At 71.0% G+C, this 22,618-nt stretch carries 20 protein-coding genes and 1 tRNA gene; 10 read left to right on the top strand and 11 right to left on the bottom strand.

Annotated elements, in window-relative coordinates:
• Position 1: 1 nt before the first annotated feature.
• The 5 genes from DQ384_RS08190 to DQ384_RS08210 form a co-directional block, all read right to left on the bottom strand.
• A complete protein-coding gene (locus DQ384_RS08190) occupies positions 2 to 745 on the bottom strand; it encodes an SDR family NAD(P)-dependent oxidoreductase (protein WP_114028120.1) in 744 nt (247 codons plus the stop codon).
• Positions 746 to 1,009: 264 nt separating this feature from the next.
• Positions 1,010 to 2,524 carry a hypothetical protein gene (locus DQ384_RS08195; protein ID WP_114028121.1) on the bottom strand — a complete coding sequence of 505 codons (1,515 nt, stop codon included), beginning with the start codon at positions 2,522 to 2,524 and terminating at the stop codon, positions 1,010 to 1,012.
• A gap of 31 nt (positions 2,525 to 2,555) precedes the next feature.
• Positions 2,556 to 2,816, bottom strand: a complete 261-nt coding sequence (locus DQ384_RS08200) for a hypothetical protein (RefSeq protein ID WP_147268694.1) — start codon at positions 2,814 to 2,816, stop codon at positions 2,556 to 2,558.
• A gap of 241 nt (positions 2,817 to 3,057) precedes the next feature.
• A complete protein-coding gene (locus tag DQ384_RS08205) occupies positions 3,058 to 4,680 on the bottom strand; it encodes a serine/threonine-protein kinase (protein ID WP_114028123.1) in 1,623 nt (540 codons plus the stop codon).
• Between the two features lie 104 nt (positions 4,681 to 4,784).
• The gene (locus DQ384_RS08210; RefSeq protein ID WP_114028124.1) at positions 4,785 to 5,912 is read right to left on the bottom strand and encodes a ComEA family DNA-binding protein; all 1,128 of its coding nucleotides are present in this window, start codon (positions 5,910 to 5,912) and stop codon (positions 4,785 to 4,787) included.
• 613 nt (positions 5,913 to 6,525) lie between these two features.
• Between DQ384_RS08210 and DQ384_RS43585 the strand changes: the two genes are divergently transcribed.
• From DQ384_RS43585 to htpX, 8 genes are all read left to right on the top strand, one after another.
• Positions 6,526 to 7,479 carry a NuoI/complex I 23 kDa subunit family protein gene (locus tag DQ384_RS43585; RefSeq protein ID WP_281274022.1) on the top strand — a complete coding sequence of 318 codons (954 nt, stop codon included), beginning with the start codon at positions 6,526 to 6,528 and terminating at the stop codon, positions 7,477 to 7,479.
• On the top strand, positions 7,476 to 8,009 hold the full coding sequence (locus DQ384_RS08220; RefSeq protein WP_114028125.1) for an NADH-quinone oxidoreductase subunit J family protein: 534 nt from the start codon (positions 7,476 to 7,478) through the stop codon (positions 8,007 to 8,009). The genes DQ384_RS43585 and DQ384_RS08220 overlap by 4 nt, the downstream gene beginning before the upstream one ends.
• 1 nt (position 8,010) lies before the next feature.
• Complete coding sequence (gene nuoK, locus DQ384_RS08225) at positions 8,011 to 8,439, top strand: NADH-quinone oxidoreductase subunit NuoK (RefSeq protein WP_114028126.1); 429 nt, start codon at positions 8,011 to 8,013, stop codon at positions 8,437 to 8,439.
• Positions 8,436 to 10,388 carry an NADH-quinone oxidoreductase subunit 5 family protein gene (locus tag DQ384_RS08230; RefSeq protein WP_245966317.1) on the top strand — a complete coding sequence of 651 codons (1,953 nt, stop codon included), beginning with the start codon at positions 8,436 to 8,438 and terminating at the stop codon, positions 10,386 to 10,388. The genes nuoK and DQ384_RS08230 overlap by 4 nt, the downstream gene beginning before the upstream one ends.
• A 190-nt stretch (positions 10,389 to 10,578) precedes the next feature.
• Positions 10,579 to 12,828, top strand: coding sequence for an NADH-quinone oxidoreductase subunit M (locus DQ384_RS42730; RefSeq protein ID WP_245966318.1), 2,250 nt, complete (start codon positions 10,579 to 10,581; stop codon positions 12,826 to 12,828).
• Positions 12,825 to 13,076 (top strand): hypothetical protein, encoded by a 252-nt coding sequence (locus tag DQ384_RS08240; protein WP_114028127.1) that lies wholly within the window; start codon positions 12,825 to 12,827, stop codon positions 13,074 to 13,076. Before DQ384_RS42730 ends, DQ384_RS08240 begins: the two co-directional genes overlap by 4 nt.
• A complete protein-coding gene (locus DQ384_RS08245) occupies positions 13,073 to 14,698 on the top strand; it encodes an NADH-quinone oxidoreductase subunit N (RefSeq protein ID WP_114028128.1) in 1,626 nt (541 codons plus the stop codon). Before DQ384_RS08240 ends, DQ384_RS08245 begins: the two co-directional genes overlap by 4 nt.
• Positions 14,699 to 14,781: 83 nt before the next feature.
• The gene (gene htpX, locus DQ384_RS08250; protein ID WP_114028129.1) at positions 14,782 to 15,633 is read left to right on the top strand and encodes a zinc metalloprotease HtpX; all 852 of its coding nucleotides are present in this window, start codon (positions 14,782 to 14,784) and stop codon (positions 15,631 to 15,633) included.
• A gap of 50 nt (positions 15,634 to 15,683) precedes the next feature.
• On the opposite strand, the gene DQ384_RS08255 is transcribed toward htpX, so the two are convergent.
• The 3 genes from DQ384_RS08255 to DQ384_RS08265 form a co-directional block, all read right to left on the bottom strand.
• Positions 15,684 to 16,259 (bottom strand): pyridoxamine 5'-phosphate oxidase family protein, encoded by a 576-nt coding sequence (locus tag DQ384_RS08255; RefSeq protein ID WP_114028130.1) that lies wholly within the window; start codon positions 16,257 to 16,259, stop codon positions 15,684 to 15,686.
• A 124-nt stretch (positions 16,260 to 16,383) separates the two neighbouring features.
• Complete coding sequence (locus tag DQ384_RS08260) at positions 16,384 to 17,439, bottom strand: TolB family protein (protein WP_114028131.1); 1,056 nt, start codon at positions 17,437 to 17,439, stop codon at positions 16,384 to 16,386.
• A 700-nt stretch (positions 17,440 to 18,139) separates the two neighbouring features.
• On the bottom strand, positions 18,140 to 18,628 hold the full coding sequence (locus DQ384_RS08265; RefSeq protein ID WP_114028132.1) for a YajQ family cyclic di-GMP-binding protein: 489 nt from the start codon (positions 18,626 to 18,628) through the stop codon (positions 18,140 to 18,142).
• Between the two features lie 423 nt (positions 18,629 to 19,051).
• On the opposite strand from DQ384_RS08265, the gene DQ384_RS08270 reads away from it, so the two are divergent.
• Positions 19,052 to 19,136, top strand: a tRNA-Tyr gene (locus DQ384_RS08270).
• A 1,358-nt stretch (positions 19,137 to 20,494) separates the two neighbouring features.
• Here the strand turns inward: DQ384_RS08270 and DQ384_RS08280 are convergent.
• From DQ384_RS08280 to DQ384_RS08290, 3 genes are all read right to left on the bottom strand, one after another.
• Positions 20,495 to 21,091, bottom strand: coding sequence for a hypothetical protein (locus DQ384_RS08280; RefSeq protein WP_220182834.1), 597 nt, complete (start codon positions 21,089 to 21,091; stop codon positions 20,495 to 20,497).
• Positions 21,092 to 21,136: 45 nt separating this feature from the next.
• Entirely contained in the window at positions 21,137 to 21,289 is a 153-nt protein-coding gene (locus tag DQ384_RS08285) for a hypothetical protein (RefSeq protein ID WP_342769381.1), read from the bottom strand.
• 194 nt (positions 21,290 to 21,483) lie between these two features.
• Positions 21,484 to 21,798, bottom strand: a complete 315-nt coding sequence (locus DQ384_RS08290; protein WP_114028134.1) for an SCO4225 family membrane protein — start codon at positions 21,796 to 21,798, stop codon at positions 21,484 to 21,486.
• 373 nt (positions 21,799 to 22,171) lie between these two features.
• Between DQ384_RS08290 and DQ384_RS08295 the strand changes: the two genes are divergently transcribed.
• Entirely contained in the window at positions 22,172 to 22,615 is a 444-nt protein-coding gene (locus DQ384_RS08295) for a hypothetical protein (RefSeq protein WP_114028135.1), read from the top strand.
• Positions 22,616 to 22,618: the final 3 nt, after the last annotated feature.

A 22,618-nucleotide genomic window follows, 5' to 3' on the forward strand; every position in this document is an offset into this window, starting at 1 on the left:
CTCACCGGCCCAGCATCGCGCCGCCGTTGAGGTGCAGGATCTGCCCGGTGAGGTAGCCCGCCTCCGGCGAGGCGAGGTACTTGATCGCGGTCGCGACTTCGGCGGGCGTGCCCGGCCTGCCGACCAGCGTCTGGTCGACGCGCGACTTGACGAACTCCGGCGTCGCGCGCCCGCCGAAGAACTCGGTGTCCTCGACGTACCCGGGGGCCACCGCGTTGACCGTGACGCCGTCGCCGCCGAGGCGCTGGGCCAGCTCGTAGGTGTAGGCGTGCAGGGCGGCCTTGGCGCCGCCGTAGGAGCCCGGCCCGCGCAGCGCCGCGATCGACGACAGGTGGACGATGCGCCCGCCCGGCCGCCGCAGGTAGGGCAGCAGGCCCTCGGTGAGCAGCACGGCCGTGATGACGTTGGCCTCGAAGTTCGCGCGGTACGCCTCCGCGACGCCCGCGGGCGTGCCGTCGTCGCCCCACGCGACGTTGCCGCCCGCGTTGGTGACGATGACGTCGACCGGGCCGTGCAGGGCCACGGCCTCCACCGCTGCCTGCGCCTGCGTCGCGTCGCTCAGGTCGGCGGTGGCGAAGGAGACCAGGTCGGCGCTGTGGGCGGTGTTGAGCTTGGCGGCCGCCTCCTTGAGCACCTCGGTGCGGCGGCCGATGATGACCACCTGGTCGCCGTCCGCGGCGAAGGCCGCCGCCGTCGCCAGGCCGATGCCGGTTCCTCCACCGGACACCACTACCCGTCGCGTCATCGCAGGACCTCCTTAATCGCGGTATCGGATCATTCTTACCGTCTCGCGGGATTTAGTCGTGCGTCTTTCCTCGCGATCATCGTCCGTGCTCGGTATTCCCTGAGGGCGATGGCGTTCGCGGCCCGGTGAATGGCCTCCAGGACCTTGGCTCTCATGCTCCTCGTGGCCGCCGCCCGCCCGGGCTCGCCCGCCAGGACGTACGCGCCGGCGCGGGCTCGGGTTTCCGCGATCCTCCGGCGTCCCCGATTCGCCCTTGGCCGCCGGTCACTCGCCGGGGCCGCCCCGCCGGTGGGCGTCCATCCTCGCGGTGAACGCGTCCCGGTCGGCCGGGTCGGGGAACGCGTGGCCGAGGAAGCGCGCGAGGTCGGTCGCGTCGATGTGCGGCGTCCAGGAGCCGGGCGGGTCGCCCCCACGCAGCCGTGCCTCGTTGCGGCCACGGGGCGCCGCCAGGTCGGGCAGGTAGCGGTCGGCCGTGAAGGCGAGCGCCGCGCGGACGCCGCAGGGGAGGACGGCCTCCGGGCGGCGCTCGGTGAACGCGGACGCCGCCCGGGCGATCGCGACCACCGCCCAGGCGGACTCCTTGGCGTCCTCGGTGACGCCACGCCCCGCCGAGACGGAGGCCATGAGGAAGTCCCCGGCATGCCCGCTCAGGTCGGCGCGCTCGCCGGGCGGTCCGGGCGTGTGCCAGTCGTCGCCGACCAGCATGGCGGCGTACCGCGGCCCCGTCGCGGGGTCGCCGAGCACGTGCCGCGCGGCCCGCCCGTTCTCGCTCGCCCGGTCCATGACCGCGACGACCGGGTCGAACTCGGCCCGCAGCGCCGCGATCCGCGCGCCGTTCGCGTCCGTGCGCTCGGGGAGGGGAACGTCGATCGCGCCGGCCTCCCGGGCGTCGAGCATGGCGCGGGTCAGCTCCGCGAGAAAGGCGGAGTCCCAGGTTTTGCCGCCGGGGCCGTACTTCACGAGCATGGCGACCGACCAGGGGTCCTCGTACCCGGTGACCGCGGCCCGGACCTCGTCCGAGATCAACGGCCGCCGGTCCTTGCCCGTGCCCCTGCGCATCTGCGTGGCCGCGGCCAGCGAGGAGCCCAGCGCGCGCAGGATGCCCGCGGACTCCGGGTCGAACACCTCCCGGGACATCGGCCCGGTGACCGTGCCCGCCCCTGTGGACCTCGTGGACCCTGTGCCGGAGACTGCGGCGCCCGCCCGCCTCGCCAGGGAGCGGGCGGCCTGGAGGGCCAGCGGGCACGCCTCGGCCCAGAACGCCCCGAGGTACGCGTGGTCGTCACGATGGCGCAGAAGGCTCTCGCGCAGGGCGGAGGCGTCCGGGCCCGTCCCGCCGGGGTCCGTTGCGTGCCTGGCCGCCCCACCGCCCGAGCCCGCCACGTCGGGGCCCGTCCCGCCATCCGGGGCGGTGATCGCGTTCTCCAGGGTCGCGGCGTCGTGCCGGGCCTGGTGGCCGCTGTGGCCGGTGGCCGTCCAGTCGAGCCGTACGGCCCCTGGGGCGGCCCGGTGGGCCCCGGAGTTCCGGCCCGCGGCCCGCTCGTCCGTGTCGTGCCTGGCCACCTCGTACGCCCGGACGGCCCGCGCCTCCATGTCGCGGGCGTCGTCGAGCGCCTCGTCGAGCAGCCGGGGCAGCACGGTGAAATCCAGATCGCTGCCCCATTTCTGCATTTTCTGCTGCATGGCGGGCCCGTGCCGCGCCAGTACGGCGTGCAGCCGCTGGAGCCGGACGGCCAGCTCCCGGAGGTTCGCGGGATCGACGCCTACGAAGTCGCCCATGTCAACCGTCATTCCTCCCGCGACGGCGGGACTACGAGGCGAGCCCGTGGCGCTCGGCCTCGGACAGGCGCGCGATGAGGTGCGGCTGTTCGGCCAGTACCGCGTAGAGCAGGGCGGTGAGCTGGGCCTTTCGCCGCTGCCAGCCGTCGGCCCACTGGTCGGCGGCCCCGCCCTGCCAGGTGTGGTCGCCGAACATCGGGGGGACGGTGCCGAGCGCGCGCAGGATGTCGTGCACCACCTGGGCGGTCGCCGCCATGTCCGCCTGGCACTGTGCCGCCTCCGAAGGTGCCATGCGAACTCCTCCCCGCGGCGCGACTCCGGTGGCGGGTCCCCGGTCGATGCCGCCTAAACCTAAGCGAAGCAGGCGCCGACCCACCAGGCTTCCCGTTTGGGGAAATCGAAATTACCAATCGGCCGCATCTAGCGCCATTGGTCGTGTTTCGTTCAGCGACTCAGGCTTGGAGATTTGTACGGTTAAAAATGCACATATCGGTGTAACCGTGAATGCGCGCACGATGGCAGGTGTCGCGCCGTCAGTGCACGATGGCGAGCATCACGTCGGACGCCGACGGCCGGCCCTCCGGACGCTTCGCCAGGCACGTGCCGACCACCTTGGCCAGCGAGCCGGGCAGCGCGGACAGGTCCGGGTGCGCGGTGAAGATGCGGTTCAGCACGGCCGCGATGTTGTCCTCACCGAAGGCCGGACGGCCCGTCGCCGCGAAGACCATCGTCGCCGCCCAGCTGAACACGTCGGACTCCGGCCCCACCCGCTCGCCCGCCACCTGCTCCGGCGACATGTACGCGGGGGTGCCGACCACGCCGCTGGAGGTCGCGGTCGCCTGGTCCAGCACGCGGGCGATGCCGAAGTCGACCACCCGCGGCCCGTCCGGCCCGATCAGCACGTTGCTGGGCTTGAAGTCCCTGTGCACGATCCCCGCGCGGTGGATCGCCGCCAGCGCGCCCGCCGTTCCGAGCGCCAGCCGCACCAGCCCGTCGTGGCCGCGCGGGCCCTGCTCGCGGACGAGCTGCTCCAGCGAGCAGCCCTCGACGTACTCGCTGACGATGAACGGGCGCTCGTCCGCCACGCCCGCGTCGATCACGCGCGCGGTCGAGAACGGCGCCACGCGCCTGGCCGCCTCCACCTCCCGCAGGAACCGCTGCCGCGCCCCGGCCTCCGCGGCCAGCCGCGCGTGCAGCACCTTGATCGCTACCCGTGTGCCCTCGGGGGTCTCGCCGAGGTAGACCGCCCCCTGGCCGCCCTGGCCGAGGCTGCCGATCAGGCGGTAACGCCCGACGTGGTCCGGCTCGCCCGCCGGCAGCGGTCCCGGCTCCGAGACGGGGAGCGTCGAGCTCCGGCCAGAACCGCCGCCCGGCGTGGCGCCCAGGCCACTGGGCGCGGTGTCCTGGTGGTACCGCAGACGTGAGCCGCCCGGGATGCTGGGCGTCTGGTCGGCCGGCCGGTGCGCGGGCCCCGCCGGCGTCCGGTCCACGGGGTGACGGACGTGGCCGGCGTGTTCCGGCCGGTGCGCGGGCACGCCGGGCGTCCGGTCCACGGGCTGGTGCGGGGGCCTGGCGGGGGTCTGGTCCACCGGCTGGTGCGGGGGCCTGGCGGGCGGCTGGTCCACGGGGTGGTACGCGGGCCGGTTCGGCGGCGGCCCTTGGCCGAGCGGCTGAGAGGGGTTCCGCGGCCCGCTCGGGGGCCGGTCGTGAGGCTGGTTCTGGTGGTGGTGCGGCGGCTGGTGCGCGTACGCGGGAGGCACGGACGGGGCCGGGTACGGCGCGGCGTACGAGGGCTGCCGGTAGGCGTGGGGAGGCGGGGCGTACCCGTGCCCGGCCCGGCGGGGCGCGAAGACCACCGAGCGGATCGCCAGGGAGTGGATGGGCCCGCCGATCCAGTTCGCGAACAGACCGAACACGAGCAGGACGCTCGGCCCCTCCGGGTAGGAAGGCTCGTTGTCGTACACGACGATGACCGCGACCGTCACGAACAGGCCGAGGAAGTACAGCAGCGCGGCGACGGCCAGCATCGGCGCCCGCCTGCGGTAGGCCGCGTACCCGATGGTGAACGGCGTCGCGAGGCCGCAGGTGAAGAGGGGAGCCAGGGCCCAGAGGATGCTGATCGCGAGGGTGGACTGTGAGGGCCTTGCTGGCTGCATATCGCGAAGAATACGGAGATGGAGGGCTCTGCGCAGGTTTTGTGGGCACGGTTATGCACCCGAGACCACCGTCCGTGGCGGCGTCCGCGCGGTCGACCCGCAGGTCAGGGCAGGTATATCGTCAGCTCGACCAGGTCCGGGGTGAGCCGCGGCGGGAGGTCGACCGCGATCGACACGTCCTCGGCCGAGACGAACCCGCCGACGTCCGCCCGGGCCTCCACGACGCGCCGCGCGAGGTCGGTGGTCATGCCGGGCAGCCCGGCGATCACCTCGACCGGCGCGTGGTTCACGTCCACCAGCCCGCCGTCGTCGTAGTGGCGCGGCAGGTCCGGACGCCCGATGCGCAGCTCGCGGGCGAGCGCCGGGTCGCGCTCGGCCAGCTCGCGGGCCTGCTGCCGGAGCTGGCGGCGGTGCTGGGCGGCGGCCACGGCGTAGTCGTTCGGCGAGTCCGTCCGGTCGAAGACCCGTTTGCGGATGATCAGCGAGTGGATCGTCCCGCCGAGCCAGCTTCCGGTCGACCCCAGCACCCCGAGCAGTTCGAGGATCGTGGACGCCCGCCCGGGGCCGTCCGCGACGACGGCCAGCAGGAACGCCGCCATGCCGATCGCGTACAAGGCCGCGCTGATGCCGAGCATCGTGCTGCGCAGCTTGGCCGCGGCGTAGCCCATGGTGAAAGGAGTCGCGGCGCCGCAGGTCAGCAGGGGGGCCAGCGACCACAGCAGGCTGGCGGCGGTGTTGCTCGGCGGAGGCGGCGGGGGTGAGAAGGGCGGATGCCCCGGCTGCGGCCCGTGCCCGCGCGGGGGGCCGTACGGACCGGGGACCGGCGGGTTGTACGGGGCCAGGCCGGGCTCGAACCCGGGAGGGGTCCCGATCGGCCCGGCGTCCGGCGAGGCGTACGGAGGGCGCTCCGGGCGGGGACGCGGCTCGGAGGAGGAGCGGCCCGGCGGCGTGGACCGGCCCGCGGACGGGCGGCGGCGCTCGGTGGGGCGGTCGTCGTACGACGTGCGGCGCTCGGAGCCGGGACGGGGGCCGTGCTTCAGGCGCGGCTCGCGGGCGTCCTGGTCCGGACCGGAGTCCGGGCGGTCCTTGGGCGTCCGGGGCTCGCGGCCCGGCAGGGGGCGGCCCTTCAGGTGGGGCCGGGGAGCGGTCGGGCCGTTCGGATCGTCGGAGTCCGGAGGAAGGGCTTCCGGTGGCCCCGATCCCGGGCCCCCGTGGCCGTTGGTCGGGTGCATAACGCGAACAATACGGCGTCGCCGGGGCGTCTCGCATCGGCCAGAAGGACCACTCGCCATACCCGTCCAAGGCGCCGACCACATACCTGTGCCGCCCTCGCCCGCGCCGGTTCTGGCCTGTTGCCGGGCTGCCCGCTGTGCGGGTTCTGATCTGTGCCGGGGCTCGCGTGTGTCGGTAGTCTCCTGTGCCGGTTCTGGTCTGTGTCGTCTGCTGTGCGGGTTCGGGCCTGTGTTGGGTTGTCCTCTGTGTCGGTTCTGGCGCGTGCTGGTCCCCGCGTGTGTGGGTTGTCTGCTGTGCGGGTTCTGGTCTGTGTCGGGTTGTCGCCTGTGTCGGTTCTGGCGCGTGCTGGTCCCCGCGTGTGTCGGTTGACTGCTGTGCGGCTTCCCCGCCGGTGTGGTGTCTCTCGTCCGGCGCCGCGTCGGCGAGTAGGGACGACGGCGATGTCGGCGCCGCCATATGGCGAGGAACCCGGTCAAGGTTCGGCGACACCCCGCTAGTCCCCTGAAATCGTGATAATTGAGGAAAACTGCGAGCCAACGGGGTGCTCCGCATTCACGAGAACGCCCATGTGCGTCATGATGTTGAACCGTGGCAGGCATACCAGGAGAAGGCTTGGCGAAGGGGCTGGCCGTCACCCTGCGCCATATGTTGAGCAAGTCGGAAACGCGGCAGTACCCGGAGGAACGTCCGGACCTGCCCCCGCGCAGCCGCGGCGTCATCGCCCTGGTCGAAGAGAACTGCACCGTCTGCATGCTCTGCGCCCGCGAATGCCCCGACTGGTGCATCTACATCGACTCCCACAAGGAGACCACCCCGGCCCCCGAGGGCGGGCGCCCGCGCGCGCACAACGTGCTCGACCGGTTCGCGATCGACTTCTCGCTGTGCATGTACTGCGGCATCTGCATCGAGGTCTGCCCGTTCGACGCGTTGTTCTGGTCGCCGGAGTTCGAGTACGCCGAGTACGACATCCGCAACCTTCTCCATGAGAAGGACAAGCTGGGCGAGTGGGTCCAGACCATCCCGATCCCCCCACCCCACGACCCCAACGCCGAGCCCCCGAAAGAACTCGCCGCCGCCACCCGCCCACCTCGCGCCGGAGGCCCCGCGCCGTCCGCCCCCGCGGCCCCCGCACCGTCCGCCCCCGCTGGCCCGGCGCCGTCCGCCCCTGCGGCCCCCGCGCCGTCCGCCTCCGCCGGGAGTGGTCTCGCCGCCCAACCGCCCGCCGGTCCCGCCCCCGGTGGCGCCGCTGCCGGTGGCTCCGCGCCCGCCGGTCCCGCTCCGGAGGGTTCCGCGTCCGGTGGTCCCGAATCGGGCGGCGCCGAGACCGGCGGTCCGTCCACCACTGCACGGACCGCGCCCGGGAGTCGCGGCGCCACCTCCGAGTCCGCCGCCCGCGCCGCCGTACGGGCGATCAGACCTCCCGGCGCGCTCCCGAAGAAGCCGGCCCCCACCCAGCCCGCCCCTGCCGAGTCCGAGGGGGAGTCGCCCACCGGGCGGGAGGTAGGGCCGCCGTCGAGGGGTGAGGAGGAGCCTCCGAAGCCGGATGGACCGGCGGGCCGGTCGTGACGGCCACGGGCCTGTGGCCGCCCACGGCGCAGGAGGTCGTCCTCCTCCTGCTCGGGGTGGTCGCCGCCGCGTCCGCGCTGCTGGTCGTCACCACGCGCCAGATCGTCCACGCGGCCCTCTGGCTGGTCGTCTCCTTCGGCGCGCTCGCCGGCTGCTACCTGGTGCTCACGGCCGAGTTCGTCGCCTGGGTGCAGGTCCTCATCTACGTCGGCGCCGTGGTGGTGCTCCTGCTGTTCGGCATCATGCTGACCCGCGCGCCGATCGGCCCGTCCGCCGACCTGAACTCCGGCAACAAGGTCATGGCCGCGATCGTGGCGCTCGCCACCGCCGCCGTGCTCGTCACCACCGTCGTCGACGGCTTCCGCCAGGCGTACGCCCCGCTCGTTCCTGGCCGGGGCGCCGCCAAGGCGCTCGGGGCCGGCATCTTCAGGAACTGGGTCCTGCCCTTCGAGGCGCTGTCGGTGCTGCTGCTCGCCGCCCTGATCGGCGCCATCGTGATCTCCCGCACCGACATCGGCGGAAAGGACTGACGTGCACGTCGTCTATCCCGCCGTGCTGGCGGCGCTGCTGTTCTCGATAGGTGTGTACGGCGTGCTGGCCCGGCGCAACACGATCCTCGTGCTGATGTCGGTCGAGCTGATGCTGAACGCGGTGAACCTCAACCTGGTGGCCTTCGACGTGTGGCTCGGCGACGCTCTTCACGGGGGCCAGGGCCTGACGCTCTTCGTCATCGTGATCGCGGCGGCCGAGCTGGGCGTGGGCCTGGCGATCGTCCTCGCGGTCTTCCGCAACCGGCGCACCGTCGCGGTCGACCGGCTCCACGCCCTCGCCGAACCCGGCGACGACCCGGACGGCTCAGGTGACCCGGACGGTCCCGGCGGGTCCGACGACCCTGACGGCACCCAGGACTCCGGCGGTCCGGGGGCGCGGCCCGCGCGGCCGAGGGGCGGCGCCGTATGACCGGGCACGAGATGGAGGCGGCCGTCGCCGTCGTCCTGCTGCCCTTCCTGGCCGCGGTCGCCGGCCTGCTCGCGACCCGCCGCCCGTGGCGCGCCACACCTCCCGGCTCGGTGGACCGCAACGCGTACTGGAGGGCCGCGATGATCGCGGTCCTGCCCACCTTGGTCTCCATGCTGCTGGCGATCTGGCTGTTCACGATCGTCTGGCGCCTCAGCCCCCCGGCGCCGCCCGTGGAGGCCCGCTCCTTCTGGAACAGCGGCTGGAGCTGCCTCCTCACCGGCGACCTGACGGTGATCGACACCGGCGGGATCCCCATCACGGTGGGCCTGCGCGTGGACGTCCTGGCCGCCCTGCTCGCCGTCCTGGTGACGGTCGTGGCCCTCGCCGTGCAGATCTACTCGGTCGGGTACATGCGCGACGAACCGCGCTACCCGTCCTACAGCGCGTTCATCAGCCTCTTCACCAGCGCCATGCTGCTGGTCGTCTACGCCGGGGACCTGATCGTCCTCTACGTGGGCTGGGAGGTCATGGGCCTGTGCTCCTACCTGCTGATCGGCCACTGGTGGGAGGACCGCGCGAACTCGCGTGCGGCGGTCAAGGCGTTCCTGGTCACCCGCCTCGGCGACGTCGGCTTCCTGTTCGGCCTGTTCGTCCTCGGCGCCGCCGCGGGCAGCTTCCGTATCGACGACGTGCTCGCCGAGGTCGCGTACCTGCCCACGCCCGTCCTGGTGACCGCCACGATGCTGATCCTGCTCGGCGTGGCCGGCAAGAGCGCCCAGGTGCCGCTGCACACCTGGCTGCCGGACGCGATGGCGGGCCCGACGCCGATCAGCGCGCTGATCCACGCCGCGACCATGGTGGCGGCGGGCATCTTCGTCGTCGCCCGCCTGTTCCCGGCGTTCCTGCTGGCCCGTCCGACGCTCGACGCGCTGGCGATCGTGGCGTCGCTGGGCATGCTGGGCGCGGCCCTCGCCGCTCTCGCCCAGGACGACCTGAAACGGGTGCTGGCGTACTCGACCATCAGCCAGCTCGCGTACATGGCCGGGGGGCTCGCCGCCGGATCCGACCTGGCGGCGATCTTCCACCTGGTCACCCATGGGGCCTTCAAGGCGCTGCTGTTCCTGTGCGCGGGCGCGGTGATCCACGCCGTCGGCTCGAACCTGATGAAAGACATGGGAGGGCTGCGGCGGTCCATGACGATCACCTTCCCCGCCATGACCATCGGCTTCGCCGCGCTCGCCGGGCTGCCCCCCGCCAGCGGGTTCTTCAGCAAGGACGCCGTGCTCGCCGCGATCGAGCACGCCACCCGGTCGGGGGAGTACCTGACGGACGCCGCCGCCTGGCTGCTGTACGGCTGCGCGCTGCTCACCGTCGCCGTGACCGGCGCGTACGCCGCCCGCGCCTGGCTGCGCACGTTCTTCGGCCCGAGCCGCGTCCACAACGTGTCGCTGCCTGAGCCCGAACCGGGCGTCGCCCACGTCTACGACGGCCGCGAGGCCCCGGCGTCCATGCTCTGGCCCATCGGCGCGTTGTCCGTCCCGGCTCTGCTGCTCGGGTTCGCGGGTGCGGGCCTGCTGGAGTGGCCCACGGCGGTGACCAGCGTCGTCGTCGCGCTGCTCGGCGCGGGCGCGGTGTACGCGGCGTGGCGCTCCGACCCCGCGGCCGACCCGGCGCGCGTGCTCGGCCCGCTGCGGGCGCCGTGCGAGCGGGCGTTCTACATCGACGCGGTGTACTACCGGCTGTTCGTGGCCCCGGTCCTGTGGCTGGCCCGCGCGGTCGCGCGTACGGACGACACGGTGGTCGACGGCGCGGTGCGCGGGTCCGGGCGGCTCGCGCTCGGCGCGTCCGGAATCCTGCGCCGCACGCAGACCGGCAACGCGCAGCTCTACATCACCGGGATCCTGGCGGGCCTGTTGATCATCACGGTCGCGGCGGTGGTCCTCGGATGACCACGACACCGCCCACCCCCGCACCCGGCACCGCCCCCACGCCGCCGCGCCCGTACGGGGCCAACGCCTCCGGCGGTGCGGGGATGGGCGTCCCTCGTCTCGGGGCGGTTCTGTCGGCGCTGCCGCGTACGATGCCGCCGCACCGGCATGGAGCCGGGGTCTCGGGTCCGAGGGGGGCGGTGGTGTCGGGATGAGCGCGGTGCTGCTCGCCCTCCTGGCCCTTCCCCTGGCCGGGGCGGTCCTCCTGCTGCTCACGCGCGCCGAGCCGCCGCGCTGGTACGGGGCCGCGGTCTCGGGGCTCGCGCTGGCGGCGGCCGTGGCGCTGGCCGTCGCGTTCGACCCCGGACGCGCCGGGCGGGCGCAGTTCGAGGTCGACCGTCCCTGGATCCCCGGCCTCGCCCTGCGCTTCCACCTCGGGGTGGACGGCATCTCGCTCCCGCTCGTCCTGCTGACCGCGCTGCTCACGTTCCTCTGCTTCGTCTACCTGGCGCGGCACAGACCCGAGGGCGGCCGCTTCCGGGCGCTGGTGTTCACGCTGCTGATCCTCGAAGTCGGCATGATCGGGACGTTCCTGGCGCTCGACCTGCTGCTGTTCTTCGTGTTCTTCGAGATCGTGCTGATCCCGATGTACTTCGTGATCGCCGTCTGGGGCGGCGCGGGGCGCGGCCCGGCGGCGGTGAAGTTCATCCTCTACACGCTGCTCGGCTCGGCTGTGCTGCTGCTGGGCCTGCTGCTGATCTGGGCCCACACGGGCACGCTCGACATGGTGCGCCTCGCCGAGGCCCACGGGTCCGGCATCCCGCGCGGCGCGCAGGTGCTGGCGTTCCTCGCGGTCGGGCTCGGCCTGGCGGTCAAGGCGCCGATGTGGCCGCTGCACACCTGGCTGCCCGCCGCGCACACCGAGGCGCCGACGGTCGGGTCGGTGCTGCTCGCGGGCGTGCTGCTCAAGATGGGGACGTACGGCTTCGCGCGCATCGCGATCCCCCTGCTGCCCGAGGGGGCCGCCGTCCTGGCTCCGTGGCTCGGCGCGTTCGCGGTGGCGGGCATCGTGTACGGGTCGCTGGCGTGCCTGGCGCAGCGCGATCTCAAACGCATGATCGCCTATTCGTCGGTCGGGCACATGGGGTTCGTGCTGCTGGGGCTGGCGACGCTCACGCCGGTCGGGATCAACGCGGCCCTGTTCGGGAACATCGCCCACGGGGTGATCACCGGGCTGTTGTTCTTCCTGGTCGGCGCCATCAAGGAGCGGTACGGCACCGCCGACATGTCCCGCCTCGGCGGCGGCCTGCTCGCCCGCCTGCCGTACATCGGCTCCCTGCTGACCTTCGCCGCCGTCGCCTCCCTGGGCGTCCCGGGCCTCGCCGGCTTCTGGGGCGAGATGCTGGCCCTCCTCGGAGCCTTCCACCCCGCCCCCACCCAGCCCCGCCCGCTCTTCCTCACCTTCATGGCCGTCGGCGGCGTGGGCACCGTCCTCACGGCGGCCTACTTCCTCCTGATGCTCTCCCGGGTGACCCACGGCCGCCCCACCGAGCCGCTCCCGTCCCCCGAACCCGGCCCGCTCGGTGGGCACGGCCCGTCCCGCGAGCTCGCACCCTCCGGCGAAGACGGCCGGTCCCGCGAGCTCGGACTCTCCGGCGAAGACGGCCCGTCCCCCGAGATCCGCCCGCCCGGTGAACACGGCCGGCCGGCCGAGAGCGGCCCGTCCGGTGAACACGGCTTGTCCACCGGGCCCGTGCCCGTCGGCGACGCGGCCAAGCGGGCCCTTGCCGGGGACGAGCGGGAGTGGCCCCTTGCCAAGGACGAGCGGCGGGAGTGGCCCCTCGCCGAGGACGAAGCGGAGCGGCCCCTCACCGAGGAGGAACCCCTCGTCGCGATCGCCGAATCCGGGACGGAGCCCCGCGTCCGCGTCTCCGAGCCCACCGAGTCCGAGCCGAACGGCTCCCCGTCCGAGCCAGCGAAGACGCCGGCCCGTCCCGTCCGGCCGGTGGAGCCCGTCGCGACCGAGACCGCCGTGGCGGAGGAGCGCGAGGCACGGTCCTCCGAACCCGGCCGGCAAGCCGGCGAGCGCGATGCCTGGCCGCCCATGCCGGAGGGGGAGGCCGGGGAGCGCGACGCCTGGCCGTCCGTGTGGGAGGGGGAGGTCAGGGAGCGCGACGCCTGGCCGGCGGAAAGGGCGAGCGACGCCGACGAGCGCGATGCCTGGTCCGCCGGGACGGAGCGGGAGGCCGGCGAGCGCGAGACCTCGCCCGCCGGGGCCGGGCGCGGCACCGTACCCCCCGGCCCGGCCGTCGTACCGGGAGGACCTCCACGCGACCTGACCCCGTACGAGCTGGCCGCCTGGACACCCCTCGTCGCCCTCACCCTGGCCTTGGGCCTCTGGCCGAAGCTGCTCCTGTCCCTCACCGACCCAGCCGTGCAGACGTTCCTGGGGGCGCGATGACCGAGTCCGTCGACCTGGCCGCCGCCGTCGCGTCGCGCGTGATGGTGTCGGCGCGTTCGGTCGGGGCCGCTGCCGTTCCTCTTCGCCGCCCCGGTCGCCCGGATGTCTCTGGGGGCGCGATGACCGAGTCCGTCGACCTGGCCGCCGCCGTCGCGTCGCGCGTGATTTCGGTGTGGGCGCGTCGGTGGAGGCCGCTGCCGTTCCCCTTCGCCGCCCCGGCCGCCCGGATGTCTCTGGGGGTGCGATGACCCAGTCGATCGACTACGTGGCCATCGCGCCGCCGCTGATCCTGGCGCTGGTGGCGGGGCTGGTGCTGCTCCTGGACGCCTTCCTGCCCCGCCGGCCGGGCACCCGCGCGGCGCTCGGCTACGTCACCCTCGCCGGTGTGGTCGCAGCCCTCGCGGTCGTCGCGGCGCAGGCCGTCCGAGGCACCCGGCTCGCCACGTTCTGCGTCGGCCCCGGCCCGGCCGCCCCTCTGAGGCCCACGGCGGACCCGGGCGCGTGCTCGTTCGTCGTGGACCACCTCACGCTGATCTTCGCGGCCGTCACCCTCGCCACGGCCGTCGTGATCGTCCTCCTCTCGATGACCCAGCTCGCGCGGCCCCCCGCCACCGCTGCAGGACCCCCCGCCGCTACCGCCCCCATCCCCGCCGGCGAGTGGTACTTCCTGCTGCTGTGCGCGCTGACCGGGGCCGTCACGCTGCCCGCGTCCCGCGACCTGATCATGCTGGTCGTCTCGCTGGAGCTCGTGTCCCTGCCCGTCTTCGCCCTCACGGCCCTGAAGAGGTACGACCCGCGCGCTTCCGAGGCGGCGCTGAAGCTGTTCCTCGTCTCGGTGGTCTCCACCGCCGTCATGCTCTTCGGCGTCTCGCTCCTGTACGGCCTGACCGGCTCGGTGCACCTGGAGCGCATCGCGGCGAGCCTGAACGCCCCCCTGTCCGCCATAGGCGCCATGGGCGCCGTCACCCCGGGCACGGCCTCCGCCGACGTGCTGTCCGCGACGACCGCCTCCGCGACCGCCGTCCCGGCGAGCGTCATCCCAGCGGGCGTGCTCACCGTCGCGGTCGTGCTCGTCCTCGCCGGGTTCGCCTTCAAGGTCGCCGCCGTGCCCTTCCACTTCTGGGCCGCCGACGTCTACCAGGGCGCACCGGTGCCCGTGGCGGCCCTGCTGTCGGTGATCAGCAAGGCGGCCGGGTTCGCCGGGCTCATCCTCGTCCTCACGATCGCGCTGGCGGGCCAGGCGGACCTGTGGGCGCCGATCATCGCCGCGCTCGCCGCGCTCACCATGACCGTCGGCAACCTGCTGGCCCTGCGGCAGCGTCACGCCGTACGGCTGCTCGCCTGGTCGTCGGTCGCCCAGTCCGGGTACATCCTCGCCGCGCTGAGCGTGGCCGGGAAGACCGCCGCCGCGGCGTCCATCGCCTACCTGGTGATCTACGCGGCGATGAACGCCGGTGCGTTCGCCGTCGTCATGTCCGCCGGGCGGGCGGGGGAGCGCAACGAGCTGGAGGACTACCGGGGGCTGGCCTTCCGGCAGCCCTTCTCCGCCCTGGCGCTCGCCTTCTTCCTGATCTGCCTGGCCGGTCTCCCGCCGGGCCTCGCGGGCCTGTTCGCCAAGGTCGTGGTGTTCCGCGAGATCGTCCAGGGTGGCGACGGATGGCTCGCCGTGGTCATGGCCGTCAACACCGTCATCGGCCTGTACTACTACATCGCCTGGACCGCCCGCCTCTTCACTCCCGCGATCACCCCAGGCGCGCAGCAGTCCGGACGCGACTCCGCACGCCCGGCGCTGATCGCCGTCGCCGTCGCGCTGGTCATATCCCTCGCCTTCTCCGTGGCACCTCAGATCGTGCTCTCCGCCGTCGGCTGACGCCCCCGCCTCTCGGCACCGGGAACGTTCGACCAGGCCACAAGCGTTGCCAGGGGTGAGCGCAACATCCGGAAGGGGGAAGCGTGCACCACAACGGCCTGCGTACCGCCGTCCTTCTCGGCACCCTGTCCGCGTTGATACTGGTGGGCGGAGCGTGGCTGGGCGGCGGTCGTGGTGTGCAGGTCGCCGTCCTCATCGCCCTGCTGGCCAACGGCGCCGCCTACTTCTTCTCCGACCGCATCGCCCTGTCCGCCATGCGCGCCCGGCCGGTGAGCGAGGTGGAGCAGCCCACCCTCTACCGCATCGTCCGCGAGCTGTCGACGGACGCGCGCCAGCCCATGCCCCGCCTCTACGTCTCGCCGACCATGCAGCCCAACGCGTTCGCCACCGGACGCCACCCGCGCAGCGCGTCGATCTGCGTGACGTACGGCGTCCTGCAGATCCTCGACGAGCGCGAGCTGCGCGGGGTGATCGCGCACGAGCTGTCGCACGTGTACAACCGCGACATCCTGATCTGTTCGGTCGCCGCGGCCCTCGCCACCATGATCACGTACTGCAGTTACCTCGCCGTGTTCTTCGGCGGCTCGGAGGACGATGACGGCCCCGGTTTCATCGGCGCGCTGCTGATGATGATCCTCGGGCCGGTCGCCGCAGGCATGATCCAGATGGCGATCTCCCGCTCCCGCGAGTTCCAGGCCGACGAGTCCGGAGCCCTGCTCACCGGCGACCCGCTCGGCCTCGCGTCCGCGCTCCGCAAGATCGAGATGGGGGCGCGCTCGCTCCCGCTGCCGGAGGAGAGCCGCCTGACCTCGGCCTCCCACCTGATGATCGCCAACCCGTTCCGTGGCGCCGGGGTGGGCAGGCTGTTCTCGACCCACCCGCCGACCGCCGCCCGCGTCGCCCGCCTCGAGCGCATGGCAGGCTACCCGCGCTGACCGCACGCCACCGAAACCCGGTCCCTGACCACCTGAAAGCGCCTTGACGCCTACGAACGGTGGGTGACCGGGTCGGTCTCCTCGGCGCTCAGGGCCGGGAGCCCGTCGATGCTCTCCCGGTTGTTCCTGGCCCGGTAGGAGCGCTTCTGCTGGACGTCCTTACGCTCGGCCCACTCGTCCAGCAGCGGCCGGTCTTCGTCGAAGCTCATGAAGGGCACGGCGAAGCCACAGGAGTCGGAAATACGGTCACACTCGACGACGATGACCGATCGCACCCCCGGATGCGGCCCGAACAGCTTGAGCAGCCCCGGGAACCCATCGTCGCCCGGCGTGACCACCCGCCCGCGCCCGTACAGCCGCACGATGTTCGGCGGGCCGGAGAACGCGGCGAACATGATGGTGACGCGCCCGTTGTCACGGATGTGGGCGATCGTCTCCACACCACTACCGTCGAGATCGAGATACGCGACCGTGGTGTCGTCCAGGACCGCGAACGTGTCGGCGTACCCCTTGGGCGAGACGTTGACGTGCCCGCCGTGCTCGGGCGCCGTGGCCACGAAGTAGACCGGCTGGCCGGCGATGAACGCGCGTAGTCGCTCGTTGAGCCTTTCATGGACCTTGGCCATGTGCCCTCCTGAACCGGAGTTTATAGGACGGCGCGCCGATCGACCCTGGCTGATCGACCCCCGCCGATCGACCCGCGCGCCGTCCGACAGATCACCGCAGGCGACCGTGCCGACGATCGGCATGTCAGTCCCCGGGCAGCCACCAATTCCAGGTCTTGACGGGCACCTTGAAGCTGTCGATCTTCTTGAGCGCTCCGGTGGACGGATCGACCGTGCTCGCCGACGCCCGCGTCACCGTCCCGTCCTTCTTCGAGGTCAGGTACCACAGCGTCAGCTTGCCGGAGTTGTCCCAGGAGATCCGGTACGGGGAATCCTGGGAAGTAAGCGGGATCTCGATGGCGGGAGACACCGAATCGGTGGAGAGGTCGTACTGCCGCAGGCGCGGCTTCCCCGACTGCGCGATGACCACTCCCACCGTCACCCCGTCGTCGGCGAGCGCCACCGGCGCGTTGTTCGACACCACCTGCGGCACCACACGGCTCTCCGCCTCGGCCCCGTCCGTGTCGTACACCGCGTACTCGGTCGTGTTCTCCTCGGTGAACCGCGACGCCAGGATCCGCCGGCCGTCGGGGCTGAACCCCTCCACGGCGAGGTACCCGGGAAGGCGTGCGATATGGCCGTCCGTGAGACGGACGATCAGCGTGGCCATCTTCCCGTCAGAGTCGGAATAGTCGAGCACCACGACGTCCCCGCCGGGAGAGAACGTGGGGTCGACGTCGCCCATGCCGAGCCCCTTCGGCACCCGCGCGGCCCTGCCCGGCAGGCTGTGTGAGGCGCCGCCGGCGACGTTCTTCCAGACCAGCTTCCGATCGGACTTGCGGAAGTAGAGAAGCCGCGTCCCGTCCCCGCTGACCGCGAACGGCGCATTGGTCTCCTTGTCGGCCTTCCCGCCCGCCCCCCGCGGGAAGACCGTAGCCTCCCCGACCTTGACCGTCTTCCCGCTGCGAAGCGTCAACTTCCAGTCCCCGCAGGGAACCTCGTAGTCCTCCTTGGGCTTGGGACAACCGGCAAGCCAGGCGTACCGGACGGTCGCGGCCGCCGCCGTGGCGGCACCTGTACCGGCGGCGATCTTCCCGCTGGCGGAGACGGCTCCCGTCGTCGCCTCCGCCGGCCCCGTGACCCCGGCAGCCGTGACGCAGACGGCCACCGCGAGCAGGGCGATCGTGCGCATGTGCTTCATGGCGCAATCCTTTCGACATCACCAATAGATGCCGCGAAACCCAAGAAAGTTGCGCCCTGCTCGCAGACGCCCCCAAGTCGATACCTGCGGTGCGAGGTAACCCGCGGACACCCCGTAAACGGCCCGCGCGCCTGCACCGCAAGCGACCCGTGCCTGTACACCGACTGCGGCTACGACCACGGCTACCGCCACGACTGGTACCGCCGCCTGGTCTGGCGTTGACATCAACACTCATGGTGTTGTCAGCCGCCGTAGGCCTACTGCGCAGCTCGTCGATCTCCCCTACTGAAAGGGCCTGGCGTGCCTTCCAGGAAATCGATATGCGGCGAAACCACGCCAGAGATCGCTAGTGCGGTGACGGGCATAGGTTCACCGACTCGTCCGATTCCTTCGCCGAGGTGGGTCTTCGTATCCGGCGCCGGGTCGACGAGATGGAACGACGGTAATGTCGGCGCCTTCGTGCAGCGAGACCCGGTGAACGTTCGTGGACACAGCACTAGTCAGCGGCTCGTCGCTTGGAGCACCACTGACAGAGAGTAGATGAGTAGCTCCCGGTGGGGTCTGACCCAGGGCACAACGGCGAACCAATGTGCCCTGGACACGCTCCCATCAGGAGTGGCAGACCCCGAGACCCAAGGTCACAGCCGAGACGCAGGCGCAGAGCCCAACTGCGGGCTCCGCCGTGCGATCACCAAGTTGATCAACGATAGTTCGTGAACTGCAGGGCGATGTCCAGGTCCTTGCCCTTCAGCAGCGCGATGACGTCCTGTAGCTCGTCCTTCTTCTTGGAGCTGACCCGGAGCTCGTCACCCTGGATCTGCGCCTTGACGCCCTTGGGCCCCTCATCCCGGATGATCTTGGAGATCTTCTTCGCGTGCTCCTGGTCGATGCCCTCCTTGAGCGCCACGGCCAGGTGGTACTCCTTCCCGGAAAGCTTCGGCTCGCCGGCGTCCAGAGTCTTCAGGGACAGACCGCGCTTGATGATCTTTTCCTTGAACACGTCGAGCACGGCGTTCGCGCGTTCCTCGCTGTTGGCCTTGATCACGATGTCCTGCCCCGACCACGCGATGCTCGCCCCCGTGCCCTTGAAGTCGAAGCGGTGCCCGACTTCCTTGACCGTCTGGTTCAGCGCGTTGTCGACCTCCTGCCGGTCGATCTTGCTAACCACGTCGAAACTGCTGTCGGCCATCGGTATAGGTGTCCTCTCTCGTCCCCCCGACCCTAGCGACCCACACCCCATCCCGTGTGGATCACCCCACAGCCTCCCGCACCTTCCCGCCCCCCACACAACGTTCCCCACACACCCAACCCCCAGCACCCACCCTCACCGCCTCGCCCTACACACCAGCCCCCGACTCCCCTGCGAACCAGGCACGGTCTCTACGGCCCACCATGCGTGGTCCCTACGGCGCACCATGCGCGGTCTCTACGGCGCACCGCGCGCGGTCTCTACGGCGGATCATGCGCGGGTCTCTACGGCGGACCATGCGGGGTCTCTGCGATAGGCCCCTGGCACAGCGCCCGGCGCGGCCTCAGCCGAGGACAAACCGGTGTCACAGCCACCCCGGAAGTCCGCTATTCTTCTACCTGTCGCCGCGAGAGCGGCCGACAAGGCAGGTTGCCCGAGTGGCCAAAGGGAGCGGTCTGTAAAACCGTCGGCTCAGCCTACCCAGGTTCGAACCCTGGACCTGCCACCACCAGCGAAAAGGACCCTTGACCAGCAGAGATGCCGGTCAAGGGTTTCTTCGTTTCTCACCCCTGAGTGACCGCGATTCCCCTTCGTTTCCCGTGGGATCTGGCACGCGTGTGGCACGCGATCAAGCTTCGTCACCCGGGCTCGGACGGTGGCACATACAGCACCCATGGCACCTCGGTGGGCCGGGCTGAGGCACGAAGCCCGGACCTTCGATCGCCCTCAACCCCGAACGGCGACCAGCCACAGCGCGATCGCAACCTGTATGAGTGTGGCGGCCGACCATAGCTCGGCCACAGCGGCGGGAGGGCGGCGGGGATAAATCCGTCGACGGGGGCTCTGCTCGGCCGTAGCCTGCATGTGCCGTCGTGGGCAAAGGCGAATGGGAAAGTTCGTATCAGCTTGCTGACTCCCGTCACGGGGATGAGCCGGTTCGAGTCCGGTAGCCTGCGGCGGCCTTTGCATGCATTGGGACGGGCGTTCCTCGGTGAGCTGTGGCTGGCGACGGTGCGCCCCGGGGGCGGCGGGTGAGCCTTGGTGCGGCGGGCGCGGCGGTCGGCGGGCGGCCCGCGTTCCCGCCGCTGTTCGGGACCGGCGCCCACACCGCACGCCCGGACGGCGGGCGGGCGTGCGGGCCGTGCGGCAGCGCGGAGCGCCGTCGCCTTGAAGATGTCACGCCGCATGACCTTCGGGCGACGCATGCCACCTGGGTAGCCGATCGGCACGGCGTCATGGCTGCGGCTCGTCGGCTGGGGCACTCGAATGCCAGCGTGACCACACGGCACTACGCGCGGGCCGTGGAAGGGCGAGACAGAGAGATCGCGGACGCGTTGGATGCCGACCATGGCACGGGGAACGGTTCCCGGGACCGTATGGCACGCACGTGGCATGACGAGGGTGAAGAGGACTCTCCGGGCGTGCTGACCCCGGTCTGACCAGGAAGAACACGGAAGAAGCCAGGAAACGACACGGCCATCTGTAAAACCGTCGGCTCAGCCTACCCAGGTTCGAACCCTGGACCTGCCACCAGGGATTTTCCCAGCTCAGAGGCCCTCCGGGGCCTCTTTTGCTTTCCGGGATCATGCAGCCAGGCGCGGCCAGATGCAGCCGTTTGTCAGTGGTCCCGGAATATACGCGGAATGGATCATGACCTGTTTTCCCAGGTCGCGTGCCATGATCCGGAACCCTCACGGAACGCATGCCGCCCCGGCAGCGCCGAAGCACCCTGGAGACCATCCAGGATCCTCCGGCTGCTCGACCAGCTCACCAACGTCCTTACCCCCACCGGGCCCACACGCCGGAAATCAGCACACCGGCCCAGGCGACCCTGCTGCCGGTCATCGAGATCAACCGGAGGCCAACCTAGTCAGGCTGCGCGTCAGAGGCCAGTGGGTGCCGCACGAATTCCGGATGGGTGTCGCCGAGATCGATGCTGTTCTCATCAAGAGCGTTGGCGACGTGGAAGCGGCCCGCGTCGAAGACGAACTCCACAGCAAGGGTGCCGGCCGCCACGTCGCGGCCTGAGGGCCGCCACTCGAGTAGAGCAACCTCGCGCAGCTCGTGGCCGACGAACGGCTCAAGTCGTTCGTCGGCGCTGGACCACGCCGGAGTCAACTCGAACCACTCCCAGCCACTGATGGCAGCCCTCGTGTCGATGGTGTTCCAGCTGATCGACAGCTCATCGAACTTCGAGTGACAGATCTCTGCTTGGATGCCGTCGAAGTCCAAGACGACGGGGCACTCGGCATACCAGTCCCCGTCCTCGACAAAACGCACGAGCGCGAACCCGGTCAGACGCCGGCCACCAAGCGCGGCCAGGCCCGGTCCGTGCTCATCGCGGACGGCTTTGAGTCCGACGAGGAAGGTCGGCTCGAAGCCGGAGATGCCCAACACGATCCGCGATTGTCCAAGTCCTTCGCCCGACCAGGCAAGCCGATATCCGCCCGAGTCGAAGAGCACCCTTGCCAAACTAGATGCCACATAAACCCTTTCGTCGGGCGAGTCTCAGGCCGCAAGAGCGTCCTCGATCCGCTTGTTCACGATCGTCTCTTGTCCGTCGATGGACTTGGCGTAGACCCGGAGAAGCACATCCACCCCGTGGCCGGCCCGCACCGCGACCTCAGGGGCCGGTACGCCCCCGTTGAGCCACAGGGACACTGCCGCGTGCCTTCGGGCGGGACGACGGCAGGCAGGATGATCAGTCGGACTGGTGCGGGCGTCGCGCCAGAAAGACCGGTGATGGGCTGATCTCCGTGCCGCCAACGGGCATTTAGAGGCGCGACGAGCGTCGACCATGGCCACGTGGGGAGGTCCTTCGGCGATTCAGCGCCCCGATTGATCGTTTGAAGACATCAGGCAGCCTCGCGCTCGGGGACCGAAGGGCCACGCAGGATGCGCCAGATCAGATACGACTGCAGCAAGCCCGCCCCGGTGAGGATCACAATGAGGAGTACGGGGTCTGCCATCTGAGGCGGGATTATGTCCCATCCCCACCAGATGAGCGGCCCAAGGGGGACGGTAATGAGCATGAGCGCGACGCCGGACAGCAGGATCGGGTCTTGAACGGTCAGCAAGATCACTACGGAAGCGACGCCAAGGAGCATCACTAGGCTGGCGTACGCACCGGCGAGAACTGTCGCGACACGGCCATTCCTGTAACGCCTCATTCGGTCACGCTCCTTGGGGCGCCCTGCAGGGAAGCTGAGTGTACTCAACGCGACCCTTCAATATCCGTGCAATGATCATGGTTCTCATGGCGTCGAGACACGGTCATACCGCAGGTGGAGCGCCTTTCCTCGACCACGACGGTCACGCGCTGTAAAACCGTCGGCTCAGCCTGCCCAGGTTCGAACCCCGGACCTGCCACCAGCAGCGGAAAGAGCACCTGACCAGCAGTAACAGCGGTCGGGGGCTTCTTCGTTTCATGATCCCTGAGTGACCGTGTTTCCCCCTGTTTTCCCGTGGGATCTCGCACGCGTGTGGCACGCGATCAAGCGCGAACCCCTACCCTCGATGTGGATCCTGCTACGGGAGTGAGTCGTGGCCTTCGTACTCGCGGTCAAGCCGAATGGCCCCTGGCTCATCACCAAGAACGGCTCCTGGCTGGTTACGTCCACTCAGCAGGGCGCCCTGCCACTCAGCTTCAATACGGCGGTGGGGCTGTTGCCGTTGCTCGAAAGACCACGGGAGACCGTTGAAGCGGAAGTCGAAGCGCTCCGCACGGAAGACACGCCCGACTTCGCACAGGTGGTACGCGTCGTGGTCGAGATGGAGCTGACCGCCCTCGCCCCATACTGGGTCCCGCTGGCCGTTGATTGGATTCGGGTGGAGGAGGTCCCCGTGTTCGAAGGCCTTCTCGTCGCGCTTCAGCAGTATCGACACATCAGCCAGCGAACACGACACCAGGCCAAACGCCTTCTCAAAGCGAGTAGGGACGCAATGGCGTCGACAGATCCGCGCCCGCGGACACCCCCGCCTGCCTGATCA

Source organism: Sphaerisporangium album, assembly GCF_003323745.1.
Taxonomy (GTDB): Bacteria; Actinomycetota; Actinomycetes; order Streptosporangiales; family Streptosporangiaceae; genus Sphaerisporangium; species Sphaerisporangium album.